This window comes from Paenibacillus sp. DCT19 (assembly GCF_003268635.1).
Lineage (GTDB): Bacteria > Bacillota > Bacilli > Paenibacillales > Paenibacillaceae > Paenibacillus.
Genome location: NZ_CP029639.1, coordinates 6,482,173 through 6,494,804, shown reverse-complemented (window position 1 = coordinate 6,494,804; position 12,632 = coordinate 6,482,173). Strand labels below are relative to the sequence as shown.

General features: G+C 44.5%; 12 protein-coding genes. 9 read left to right on the top strand and 3 right to left on the bottom strand.

Features of this window, described 5'->3' with window-relative positions:
* Nucleotides 1–53 precede the first annotated feature (53 nt).
* Nucleotides 54–1,016 (top strand): endo-1,4-beta-xylanase, encoded by a 963-nt coding sequence (locus DMB88_RS29390; protein WP_128104137.1) that lies wholly within the window; start codon nucleotides 54–56, stop codon nucleotides 1,014–1,016.
* 209 nt (nucleotides 1,017–1,225) lie between these two features.
* On the opposite strand, the gene DMB88_RS29385 is transcribed toward DMB88_RS29390, so the two are convergent.
* A complete protein-coding gene (locus tag DMB88_RS29385) occupies nucleotides 1,226–2,557 on the bottom strand; it encodes a glycoside hydrolase family 30 protein (protein ID WP_128104136.1) in 1,332 nt (443 codons plus the stop codon).
* 124 nt (nucleotides 2,558–2,681) lie between these two features.
* Between DMB88_RS29385 and DMB88_RS29380 the strand changes: the two genes are divergently transcribed.
* Complete coding sequence (locus DMB88_RS29380; RefSeq protein ID WP_128104135.1) at nucleotides 2,682–3,596, top strand: AraC family transcriptional regulator; 915 nt, start codon at nucleotides 2,682–2,684, stop codon at nucleotides 3,594–3,596.
* Nucleotides 3,597–3,768: 172 nt separating this feature from the next.
* On the opposite strand, the gene DMB88_RS29375 is transcribed toward DMB88_RS29380, so the two are convergent.
* Complete coding sequence (locus tag DMB88_RS29375; RefSeq protein ID WP_164848821.1) at nucleotides 3,769–5,277, bottom strand: leucine-rich repeat domain-containing protein; 1,509 nt, start codon at nucleotides 5,275–5,277, stop codon at nucleotides 3,769–3,771.
* 322 nt (nucleotides 5,278–5,599) lie between these two features.
* On the opposite strand from DMB88_RS29375, the gene DMB88_RS29370 reads away from it, so the two are divergent.
* The 7 genes from DMB88_RS29370 to DMB88_RS29340 all read left to right on the top strand — a co-directional run bounded on the left by DMB88_RS29370 (nucleotide 5,600) and on the right by DMB88_RS29340 (nucleotide 11,943).
* Nucleotides 5,600–6,505: a diacylglycerol/lipid kinase family protein gene (locus DMB88_RS29370; protein ID WP_128104133.1), complete on the top strand. Its 906-nt coding sequence runs from the start codon at nucleotides 5,600–5,602 to the stop codon at nucleotides 6,503–6,505.
* A 179-nt stretch (nucleotides 6,506–6,684) separates the two neighbouring features.
* Complete coding sequence (locus DMB88_RS29365) at nucleotides 6,685–7,602, top strand: aldo/keto reductase (RefSeq protein ID WP_128104132.1); 918 nt, start codon at nucleotides 6,685–6,687, stop codon at nucleotides 7,600–7,602.
* Between the two features lie 312 nt (nucleotides 7,603–7,914).
* A complete protein-coding gene (locus tag DMB88_RS29360; protein WP_174715321.1) occupies nucleotides 7,915–9,297 on the top strand; it encodes a transcriptional regulator in 1,383 nt (460 codons plus the stop codon).
* A 237-nt stretch (nucleotides 9,298–9,534) separates the two neighbouring features.
* Nucleotides 9,535–9,714 carry an aspartyl-phosphate phosphatase Spo0E family protein gene (locus DMB88_RS29355; RefSeq protein WP_128104131.1) on the top strand — a complete coding sequence of 60 codons (180 nt, stop codon included), beginning with the start codon at nucleotides 9,535–9,537 and terminating at the stop codon, nucleotides 9,712–9,714.
* 278 nt (nucleotides 9,715–9,992) lie between these two features.
* The gene (locus DMB88_RS29350; protein WP_128104130.1) at nucleotides 9,993–10,373 is read left to right on the top strand and encodes a GntR family transcriptional regulator; all 381 of its coding nucleotides are present in this window, start codon (nucleotides 9,993–9,995) and stop codon (nucleotides 10,371–10,373) included.
* Entirely contained in the window at nucleotides 10,370–11,248 is an 879-nt protein-coding gene (locus DMB88_RS29345) for an ATP-binding cassette domain-containing protein (protein WP_128104129.1), read from the top strand. Before DMB88_RS29350 ends, DMB88_RS29345 begins: the two co-directional genes overlap by 4 nt.
* The gene (locus DMB88_RS29340) at nucleotides 11,245–11,943 is read left to right on the top strand and encodes a hypothetical protein (protein ID WP_128104128.1); all 699 of its coding nucleotides are present in this window, start codon (nucleotides 11,245–11,247) and stop codon (nucleotides 11,941–11,943) included. The genes DMB88_RS29345 and DMB88_RS29340 overlap by 4 nt, the downstream gene beginning before the upstream one ends.
* Before the next feature lie 125 nt (nucleotides 11,944–12,068).
* On the opposite strand, the gene DMB88_RS29335 is transcribed toward DMB88_RS29340, so the two are convergent.
* Nucleotides 12,069–12,584, bottom strand: coding sequence for a hypothetical protein (locus DMB88_RS29335; RefSeq protein WP_128104127.1), 516 nt, complete (start codon nucleotides 12,582–12,584; stop codon nucleotides 12,069–12,071).
* Between the last annotated feature and the right edge of the window lie 48 nt (nucleotides 12,585–12,632).

Below are 12,632 nucleotides of genomic sequence, written 5' to 3'. Positions count from 1 at the left end.
CAGTAAGATGATTTTGTAAGCGCTTAACATTAAATAAACCAAGGAGGAATAACATGTTTAAATCCAAGTGGTTCAAGACAGTGGGCACGCTCGCATTAGTAGGTGTGTTGGCTACGTCCGTAGCGGTCGGTAGTGTGAGTGCTGGTCTGGCAAAAGGAAGTAAGTTTCTTGGAAACATTATCGCAAGCAGCATTCCCTCCAACTTCAGTCCTTACTGGAATCAGGTGACACCCGAAAATTCTACTAAATGGGGTGCTGTAGAGGGAACTCGTAATTCAATGAACTGGTCTCAGGCAGATATGGCTTATAACTACGCGAATAACAATGGCTTCCCATTCAAATTTCATACGCTCGTCTGGGGGAGTCAGGAGCCTGGCTGGGTTAGTGGTCTCTCGGCCGCTGATCAGAGAGCCGAAGTTCTCCAATGGATCAAGGCAGCGGGTCAACGTTATTCCAAAGCCGCTTTTGTGGACGTAGTGAATGAACCGTTACATGCGAAGCCTTCGTATCGCAACGCGATTGGTGGAGATGGAGCTACCGGATGGGATTGGGTGATCTGGTCGTTCGAGCAGGCGAGACAAGCCTTCCCTAATTCCAAGCTGCTCATCAACGAATATGGCATCATTAATGATCCGAACAAAGCAGACCAATATATTCAAATTATTAACCTTTTGAAAAATAGAGGACTGATCGATGGCATCGGTATTCAAGGGCATTATTTCAATATGGATACGGTATCGACTAGCACCATGACAACTGTTCTGAACAAGCTGGCGGCAACAGGGTTGCCAATCTATGTGTCTGAGCTGGATATGACGGGTGACGACAACACGCAATTGCAACGCTATCAGCAGAAATTCCCGATCCTCTGGAAGCATTCAGGTGTGAAGGGTATTACGCTGTGGGGATATAATCAAGGACAGACGTGGGTAAACGGATCTCACTTGGTGAATAGCAATGGTACGGAGCGCCCGGCTTTGCAGTGGTTGAGAAACTACCTAGCGAATAACCCTTAAGCCATCGTATGGATAAGGCCTAATTTTATTGAATCGATCTACTACCTCTAAGACAACGTAAAGATTGCCCAAAGGTGATTCAGAGACCCAGAGAGAAGGAGCCTTATCTTGATTCCACAAGATGAAGGCTCCAATTCGTTTATCTTATATATTTATGAGAGTGTTCAGCTTTTGAAGTGTCCAACGATTATCGATTACTCGATTAATGGTTACCCAATCACAATGCTATTGAAGGAGTCGGCTTCCAGCTCAAACGTTAGTGTTTGTTCTTCATAGGCAAGATGAAGCTCACGCTTATCCTTGAAGGGATTGTTGATGACAATGACTAGACGACCATCCTCATTGCGGAAAGCGACGGCTTTACCAGCCCAAGCTCCAGACAATCCTAGTCTCCGGGCACCTGGCGCCACTTGATGAGCAAAATGCTTCATTACATAGTACTCCGGATTGCGAGTGAGTTCCTTCAGCTCCGGATTCACTGTAATCATGGAGTTCTGCTCCCATCCCCAAGTGCTGCGGCCTTTCGGTTCAAGCACCATATTCCAGTAGATGTATGCGTTCACCCCGTTGCTGAAATAATGCTGGTATAGATTGAATACATATTTCGCATAGTTCCAGGAGTTGTTCCCGTCACCACACTCATTCTCGGTCTGCATATAACGAAGCTCGGGATAGCTTGCGACGGTACGTTGAATCGCATTTTTACCAGCCCATTGGTATCCGATACCCTTAATATAGGCGTATGCTTTAGGATCGCTGAGAACAAGCCCGGCATATTCGTCGAAATCATTCGTTTTCTTCTTCATCAATTCTTCCCATGGATCGGGTGCGTTGATCGTGCCTAACCAGATTTCCGTATCCAAGCCGTGTTTGTCAAAAGCAGGGCCAAGATAATCAGCGATAAATTCACGAAGCTGCTCGCCTGTCCACATGCAGGAAGGGAATTTCTGATCCGCAATGACCTCATTCTGAACATGAACCTGATGAATCGTAATACCCGCCTCTTGGTAAGCCTGTACGAATTTTACGAAATACAGAGCATAGGCTTCCAGAATCTCCTTCTCCCAGCGCAGTGTGCCATAGTTATACGCTTTGGGTGTCTTCATCCAGGTTGGCGGACTCCAAGGGGAGGCGAAGAGTTGTAAGTTCGGATTATACGTCAGGGCTTCCTTGATGTACGGAATGAGATATTTGAAGTCACGTTCAATCGAAAAATGCTCCATTGCCACGTCCCCATCAACCTCGTTGTGGCTATACCATTGCTCTGCATAATCACTTGCCCCAATCGGGAGTCGGCAAATGTTGAATTTATGTTCACCTTCAGGGTGAAAAAGGGAATGAAATACTTCACGCCGCTGCTCATCATCCAGGTGGGATAGGGCAATATAACCCAGTTCATTGAAACATCCACCGAATCCCTCCACAAGCTGGTGCTCAGCACCACTCAGTGTTAAGTTAGCGCTTTCTTTTGTAGGTATAAAAGAGATCTCTTTCCATGCTGTATCAGGTGTTGTGGAGTATCCTTGTATCGTTAGTGACATCTAATTTTCCTCCTCGCCTAAACCTCGGTTATGGTGTACAGTACAGTCAGTATAACAAGTCTTCTACGAAATGAAGATACACTGATCCGCGTAAAATTTGCCCTAATCCAAGGTGGTGGAATTCATGATTATTCCAGAACAATATCGTTCCTATTTATCTCGAGAGAGTCGCTGGCTACCCGCTACCGATTGGAATGTGAAGCTATTTGGTGCGCATATGCAGCAGGTGAAGCAAGGCTGGCGTGTACCGACGGAATCCCATCTGGCCTTTGAGTTAATTCTTATTCTGGAAGGGGTACAGACGACGAGTATGGAGAATATCCATTACGAACTGCATCAAGGAGATATTTTGCTTATTCCACCAGGCTGTAGACATACGAATGAATGTAACCAGGAACAAGGATTAACTTACTTTATCGCTCATTTCAATGTGGACGAGGTGTTATTTCGGCAGGAGATGAGTCAGCATGTGCAATGGTTATTTCCAAATGGTAGCGAAGATAATCAGCGCATTAAGGACATCATGCTGAAGTGGGTAGAGCTACTTAACCGCAACAAAGAATATACGACGCCCGATCTGTTTCGCATGCAGGCAGGCTTGCTAGAGATTTTGGCGGTCTTAGCAGAGCGGAGCTCTTCACGTGCCAAGGAGGCTGTATCTCCGACGGTAGCTCATTATGCGAAGCTGATTGCCGAAGCGATTAAAAATCAGTTTAATGTGGATCACATTCGGGATAGTGGATTAGGGGGAAAGGTTATTCGAATTGAAGAAATTGCATCCTCACTGCAGATCAGTACAGGGTACGCGCTGGAGACGTTTCAGAAGGTGTACGGTATCTCTCCGCGTAAGTATTTGTCTGAACTGAAGCTTCATGAAGCCAAGCAGCTCATTCATCAGCCCGACCTGAGTCTGACTCGGATCGCCACGATGCTGGGATATTCTTCTCTTGCTCATTTCAGTCGGCAATTCAGACGTTGGACAGGCATGAGTCCGAGTGAGTATAGACAGACCGTTGGAGGAATTCATTTTTTTGAATAATTGAAAAAGGCCTTCCCTGTATAGTTCATACGAGCGAACGGTACTGAGGGACAGCCTTTTAGAGATCTTCAAAAAATACGCTTTTGATAACGAAGGATGCTTGGCGGCATCTCCGCGTCGAATTTGGTATTTAGCCAAAATATCATATATATGAGTGCATTTAAGGGTGAGACTATTCTCTAATCAATGGTTGCTTATTCTGGAAGATCAGGATCGTTTTGCTGCTGGCGATGTAGCCGACGGTCGTATCCAGTTGCTCAGAGATAAACCGCACAGGCACGAAGGCTTTTCCGTTTCTCATTAACAGAGGTGCATCATTCATCATTAGTTGATCATTGACTCGCACCTGCTTGTTGTCAGCATTCCAGTGAATGGTCTGATCGTTCTGCGTAATCGTAACCTCATGCGCTGCCGCATTCCAGTCCACATGGGCGTTTAACTGCTCGGAGATAAAGCGCAAAGGAACATAAGTCCGACCTTCATCAATAAAAGGTGCCGCATCCAGGGCATATGCCCGATCCCCCACATAAGCTGTCGTAGAACCTTCAACCAAGCGTTGGAAGCTGCCCTGAGGGGTTCGTTTCTGCTCCCGTACATTCATCTGGTTCAGCAAGTGCATCGTATTACTGCCACTGGTAACATCCAAATAGTTATTCTGTACCGTTAGCCCTCCGAGTTCACTCTCATTGATCGACGTCTGCATGTTCGTACCAAAAGATACCGAAGCCGTGATATCCGTGATGGTGTTCGTAGCATCTCCGCGAGTAAACGAAAGCCCTGCGATTGGGCTTAGATCCCACACCCGATTATTAGCTAGTTGAAGAGACTTGAGCTGCGTCAATGACGCTAGCGGTTCTAGGTCATAGATTTGATTCGATTCAGCGTTCAACTCGGTTAGATGGCGCATACCTGCAATAGCATGCAGATGCTGGATCTGGTTGCCGCTAATATCGAGCGTCCGAAGCCCTGTCATATGTTCAATAGGCGTTAGGTCTGAAATTTCATTTCCCGCCACATTGAGTTTGCGGAGGGTGTCAGGCAGATCAGCGAGATCGTCCAGATGCTGAATTCGATTGTTCGCTACATTCAACTGCTGCAGCTTGGTGGAATGTGCAAGTGAAGAGATATCTGCAATCTTATTGTTGGCAAGCTCAACCCAAGTTAGATCAGCTAGATCCGTCAGCGGCGTAATATCTGTAAGCTGGTTACCACTAGCAAAAAACGTATGTAGCCGGGTGAATTCATCAATAACATCAATAGAAGAAATTGAATTATTGCTAACCAAGAGTCGTCCGAGATCCTTCAGTTCTGCAAGTGCATCAATAGATGTAATGTAATTGTTCCGTACATCAATCTCCCGAAGTTGGGTCAGATGTGTTAGGGGTGTCAGTGTTTCAATCTCGTTGCCGTATAGTCGGAGATGTGTCAGGTTAGACGCTTGTTCAAGTCCGGCTAGACTTTGAATGCCCGCATTGCTCAGATCTACGACGGTGAGTTGCTGCAGATCAGATACAGTCAGCGGAGCATCCAGCGGTTTGTTCAAAATAAGCTTCAAGCCATCCTCCAGTGCAGGATCTTCGATGAGTCTGTCACCCGATTCGCCGGTTGGGTACGCCAAAGCTTGCCCGGCTGAGCCAATACTTAGGATAAATAGTAGAACGAGTAGAGCCACTCTTCTCATTACAACGATTCCCTCCGATTCTATGAATTGATGATGCGCCATTCGTTTGCACAACTTCTATGTAGTTCAAGCCTTATTGTCATGTATAGAAAGATCAGGATGCACACATCCCTAGTTATTAACCCATCATATGAAAAAAGGAACACCCTATTCAGAATAAGCCAACAACTCTACTTCTATTTTATATGAATGTACCTTACACTGCACACTTCTAAGCCACTTTGCGCCAAAAAATTTAAATGCCTTCTTCTATTGTAATTCAATGCACGTTAAGAAGGGGTATAGATAGGTAAATACGCCATTTGGAGGAGAAGGTGCGAGTATGCGTCAAGCCATGATTATCAGTAATCCATCGTCCGGTAAAGAACAGGCTCAGCAGTATGTATCCCAGGTCAAAAGAATTTTGGCATCACAGCAGTATGAGGTTGTTGTCAACGAAACGGCTCAAGAAGGAGATGCGACCAACTTCTGTCTAGATGCATGTAAAAACAGATGTGATCTCGTTATTTCAATTGGAGGGGATGGAACGCTGCATGAGACGATTAACGGCATGATGGATCAGGATCACCGTCCTACGCTTGGCATCGTGCCCTTGGGTACGGTCAATGATTTTGCGCGAGCACTTCATATCCCCCTTGATCCGGAAGAAGCTATTCGCGGGCTGAGTTCCAATCATGTGCGTGCGGTGGATGTCGGGAATATGAATGGGCGTCTGTTTGCTAATGTTGTAGCAGCAGGTTCGCTAGCCGAAGCGTTGTCCTCGGTTTCATCCGAAGACAAATCAAAGCTGGGTTCATTTGCCTACCTGAAGGAAGGGCTGAAGGACTTGGTGAATACGCCTGCGAACCGGCTAACCATTGAACATGACGGTCAGATCTGGGAGGGTGACTCTCCCTTATTCCTCGCTGCGTTAACAAATTCCGTGGGTGGGTTTGAGAAGCTGTCTCCAGATGCGGTGGTGGACGATGGCGTCATTCATTGTTTTGTGATTAGGAACATGAGTATGCTGAACACGCTGACTTTAGGGACATCCTTATTGTTCGGTAGCCTGAAAGACCATAAAGACGTGGAGTATTTTACTGCAAAAGACGTGCGTGTGACATCCAATGAACCGATTGGAACCAATGTGGATGGAGAGGAAGGACCACCGCTGCCAATCCAGATTCAAGTTCTTCCTCAGTATATGAAGGTGATTGTTCCAGAAGAAGTACAAGCTGATGAAGATTAGGGATTAACCGCGGAGTGCTTCATGTTTGTCACAAACGGTCATTTTTCCATACAAGAATTCTAAAAAGCCATTGAAACCGATTGCAGATGTATGTCACAATCATAGACGGAAGACAAGTACCATCGACGATGATTGTAGCACTACACTAAACACATATCCGAATATGGAGGGGAATCATCTTGAGAACAATTAAACTTGGCAGTAGCTCGCTGGAGGTACCGGTTGTAGCGGTTGGCTGCATGCGGATTAATACATTGGACGGTAAGGAAGCGGAGCATTTTGTTCGTTCTGCAATGGAGATTGGAGCGAATTTCTTCGATCACGCCGACATTTATGGAACAGGGAAATGTGAGGAGATCTTTGCTGATGCTGTGCAGATGAGCCCTCAAGTTCGGGAGAACATCATTCTGCAATCCAAATGCGGGATTCGCAAGGGGATGTTTGATTTCTCGAAAGAGCACATTTTGAATTCAGTCGATGGTATTTTGCAGCGTCTGAAAACGGACTATCTGGATGTATTGTTGTTGCACCGTCCAGATACGCTTGTTGAGCCGGAAGAGGTGGCAGAAGCCTTTGACCTGTTGGAGCGCGAAGGTAAAGTTCGTCACTTCGGGGTATCTAACCAGAATCCAAACCAGATTGAATTGCTCAAAAAGTATGTTAAACAGCCACTGGTCGCGAATCAGCTCCAGATGAGCATCACGAATACAACGATGATTGACAGTGGAATCAATGTTAACATGGAGAACGAAGCTGCAATTAACCGTGATGGCAGTATATTGGATTATTGCCGTCTGCATGATATCACGATTCAGCCATGGTCTCCTTTCCAATATGGATTCTTCGAAGGGGTGTTCTTGGGTAGCGACAAGTTCCCTGAGTTGAATGCGAAGATCGACGAGATTGCAGCGAAGTATGAAGTGAGCAATACAACGATTGCAATCGCTTGGTTGCTCCGCCATCCGGCACAGATGCAACCCGTGACAGGTACGATGAATATTGAACGTCTGCAAGACTGTGTTAAAGCGTCCGATGTACATCTTACTCGCCAAGAATGGTACGATATTTACCGTGCTGCGGGTAATGTATTGCCATAAATCATAGCAATAGTGTAATAGTGTTCTCTTAGAAACGATCATAAAAACACGGGTGTATCTTCACTCGTGTTTTTATATTGTTCGAGGTTAGCAGGAAGATGCTTTAATCGTATAGAATCGAAGAAATAGTGTGACATAAATAAAAGGATTAAATTGTAATTAATACAAATTAGTTCAAATTATTTTATTGACCCATACTTAATAAATACATATAATTATTTTAAAAATATCGTCAAACTGGAATTCTTTTCATTAAAGGGATGAAGTGGATTCATTCGTTTATGTTTTTTTATTTTGGAGGGTGGTGTTCGTTTGCAGTCCACAACCACGATACGTGATCATTTGGAGAGTTATCTCAAGCGTGAGCAGATGTCGATTAGCTTCTTTTCAGACACGTCAGGCATTAATTCAGGTACGCTAAGTAACATTCTTAATAAAAATCGCCCGATTGCTATGCAGCAATTGGATCGAATTACTGCGGCTATGAGATTAGGAGAAGGTCATTTCTATGAACTATACATAGATGAGTGTTTTGTGCATGCGACTCCTGACTGGCGGAGACTAGGGCCATTCCTCCATCGATGTGCCGATTTGGGCAAATTAAATTGTATTGAAGAGGTTATCCGTTTAATGATGGATAATCTATCCTATATTCCCTTGTTGTTTGAAGTGGCAGAAGAATTCTATCGTGATGGCAAATTCGAACCCGCGATCCTTTTATACGAAACGATTGCCGAGAGTGAGAAAATGCAGCACTCGGAGCGGTTAGCTTTATGCCAATACCGACTGTTCAAGCTTGGTCTCTCTAAGGATCAGCAACGGAATCTGATCATTGCAGCACAGTTTGAATACTATGTAGATCGTCTGGATGAACGTTATCAGTTGGATGCCTTGAATGAGCTTATTAATGCGTTCGGTGCACTACACCGTTGGAACAAGGTACAAGAGCTATCAGAGAAGTTAAGGGTAAAAGCAACGATTCATTATGAATTGAATGGTAGGAAGAAACCAGAAGAGACCAAGCGTCCTATCATATTTTATATCTTATATTCATATCTAGCGGCAGGTAGTGCCTGTTATCATCTCAAAGATTACGATCAGGCGCTTGAGTACGTGTCGCTCTACGCGGTAAATAATTGGGTAAAAGAGTGCAACGACGAGGAAGCATTAGTCATCACTCAGTTTCAGGAATGGGCTGAGGCGAACCGCTATATTTATCGTTTGATGGCAGGGCAATTTGAAGTATTGCCTGATTATTTGAATTATATATCAACGCGAGAGAATGAGATATTTCCAGCGCTGTGTGATATCGTAAAAGCAGCCAATCGATATAACGGAAATATCGATTTTGTGTTAGAACAGTACGAATCCTACTTCACATACCAGGAACAGAGCAATCGAATAGGAAAGGTCAGCAAACAAGTTACTGATGATCGATATGTACGTCTTTTAGCTGATTTGGGAGCATATTATCTGAAGAGAGATGAGTTTCAAAAAGGGCTTGATTTTGTCATAAATAGTCTGAAATTTTCACTTGAAATTTGTAGTGGTCGGGCTATGCTTAGAGGTGTCGGGCTGTTTGAGCAATACAGGGATTTTGCGACAGACACCGCTAAACAGCAGTACAAAATTATAATTAGTGAGGTGCAGAAACTCAATGAAGAGAACGTTGGCTTTGCTGATAGCCACATGTAGCATTTGGGTAAGTATCGTAATTCCTGCTCCTGAGCCTGCCTCTGGAAACGAAGCTCCAAGCCCTTCAATAGCGAGACCTGCTGATCATGGATTTGGTACTTAGAACATAACAGAATTGGAAGATGCCTCTGAAGCCTATTCAGGGGTTTTTTAGTTTGGAAAAATTAGTAATGTCATATGACTATAGTCCTACCGATTGACATAATCAGCTAAAATATGACAAAAGGAGGGGACACTATGGAACATACTGCGTTGATCGTCCAGATTGAATCGGCTAGGGAGTTGCTGTACACGATTGAGATGAAATATGGGAATTTGCTGCACCCTGAAGTTATCCAGCAGTCCGTAGTGTTAGACGGTTTAATTAACCAATTCAATCAGGCTAAGCGGAAAGCGCCCTTAAGATCGGGAATGTGATTTAACTTGGCTAGCTTAGCAACGGGCTAAGCTAGAGCTAAACTCTGGGGTTGATCTAAGCGAAGCAGTTTAAGTTTGGAAAAAATAATGGTGGGTAGGCATTTGACTATTTACTTTGCTGCCCTCGTGTACTATAGTTAGTTACATGAGTAACTAACCGACTAACCGACTTAGTGATGAAGAAAGAACAGTGTAAATAAGCACGGGGCTAAACTGTAAGCTATTGAGGCACGTATGATGACATACGAATCACTATTATGTAAGAAAGTTGGGAACAGATGAAATCAACTTTAGATGAATCCCAGCCTATTTTTCATCAGATCGCCATGATGATCATGGATGATATTGTGGAAGGCAGACTGAAAGTGGAAGAGCAGGTTCCTTCTACGAATGAATTGTCTCGCTTTTACAATATTAATCCAGCTACGGCGCGAAAGGGGCTGCAGGAGTTGGTAGACAAAGGCATCATTTATAAACAGCGAGGTGTAGGAATGTTTGTTGCTAAGGGAGCCAAGGAAGCATTGCTTGTTGAACGGAAGCAGCATTTTTACGAAGAATATATCAAGCCTTTACTTGAGGAAGCCAGACGCATTCGTATGGATGAGGACATGATTATTGATCTAATCCGTGGCAAGAAGGATAAGGAGAGTGAAGTATGATTCATATGGAGCAGGTAAGTTACAGCTATCAGAAGAACAAAGCCCCTATTATGAACAACGTTACCTTGCATGAGAGTGAACCTGTAATCGGGGCGATCTGGGGAAGGAATGGGGCTGGCAAAACTACACTGATGAGCCTGCTTGCAGGACACAACCGTCCTGACAGTGGAACCATTCAGATTATGGATCAGAATCCATACAATAATTTGTCTGCTCAGGGGCATTTGTGCTATATCCAGGAGAATCATCCACTCGGCAAAAACTGGAATATAAATGATCTGGTCACCATCGGATCACATTTCCATTCACAGTGGAATCACCAGCTTGCCAAGCGGCTCATTGATGTATTCGAGTTACCGTCCAAACAGAAAATTAGTAAATTTTCGAAGGGCATGAAGACAGCGGCTCAAATTATTCTAGGATTGTGCAGTAACGCAAGTGTAACGATTATGGATGAGCCGACTAATGGACTCGACGCGGAGAAACGAAAGCTTTTCTATGAAGCATTATTGGAAACGTATGAAGATAACCCTCGTCTGATTCTAATATCAACGCACCATATTGAAGAGATACAGCCTTTGTGTGAAACTCTGATTGTGGTACATCAAGGAAAGGTGTTATACCATCATCCTATGGAAGAGATACGCGAGCGTGGGGTTCTTCTAACAGGGTTAATTCAAGATATAGGAATAGCTTCTCAAGGTGCTGATATTATCGATTCTGCCCGGATGGGTACAACCAGCAAAGTGATGATTGATGACGTGTATTCAAAGGAATGGATAGCCAAGGCTCAGCATCATGGGCTTTCCATTGAAAAAGCAGCACTTCAGGATTATCTGGTAAATGTAACCCGGAAGGAGGAGGCGAGGGTATGAATGCAGTAAAAGGAACCAATCGGCTGATTTTGGACGATATGCGTTTATATTTGATCATTTTTACTTCCATTGCTCTTGGACTGACAGTAGTTTATACCGCGATTGGCTTATTGTTTGATGTCAGTTATTCCTCGCAGTTATTCGGACCGATGTATGGAGGAATCTGTACTTTTGCTGTTGCGGGTCTGATCACGATCTACCCGATAGCCATTGGTATGGGCAGTACACGAATTCAATTTATGAAATCATTCTACATGATGGGACTCTGTATGGTTGCTGGCACGATGGTCATTCTGCATTTGATCTATCTGGTCGTTCATTGGCTGAATGTAGGCGGATGGCTACAAGTCACGTTGTACCAGCCAGGCATGCTATACTCTTCGAAGTATCTTGTGTTGCCTTATTTCTGGATTGACTTGATGCTTGGGCTTTGGGTACTTGGTCTTTCCGTCTTCCTGACGGTCTGCTGGATTCGACTGGGAATGCGTAACTTCCTGATTATGCTCTTTGGCTTGGGTCTAGTATTGTCACTGGTAATTGCATTTGCAGATATGGGGCAACTGACGCTTTGGATCGCCAGACTAAACAGAATGGTGTCTTTTACTGTGCTGGGTTTGATCGGCGGAGTGCTGCTACTGTCCACGTATCCCATGATGAAACATGCGCCGCTTGTACGAAAAGGCAGCAAAGACTAAGGATAGAACCGGTCGAAGGTCTAACGGAGTCTATTTTTTAAGTAGATACAGATGATATGAAAAAACACGAGGGAGTATATGCTCCCTCGTGTTTGCTGTATGTTCAAACGTTTGCTGTATTCAATTTAAGCCTGGGCTTGCGGTCTGAATCCTTCCTCCTGAAGGTATTCGCCAGCCTCACTGCGTGATTCATAAGCCATCTCTAGATCATGACCAGCATACACACACCACATGTCATTATCATATTTTAACGTGAGCGTTTGTCCTTCTTCATTGATCCAGACTCCGCCGCCCGAAGACAGTGTAACTGGAACAGATTCTTTTGATACGGGTGCGTGCTCAACGACTTCAACTGCGTCTGGATTATAGGACATCGCTTGGATCGTTGCATCTAGCAATGTGCGCAGATCGGCTTCAGCGTAATCACGAATATTAACGAACCCTTTGGCATCCGTCTCGTAGTTCGGCAGCAGCCCTGCGTAGATATAACCATTACCGTTCGGGTGAATATGGAGTGCTACAATTTTCTTCTCATAGGCGCTGTCCTCATAGTGGAAATTCACACGCCCTAGAGAAACATTTTTGCGCTGCAGCTGAGGGTACGATTCCAGAATTTCGAGCTTTTGTTCAACGTTAAGCATATATGCCTCCTGTTACTGTTAGGTAGTGGGATTATACCACAGGTGGAG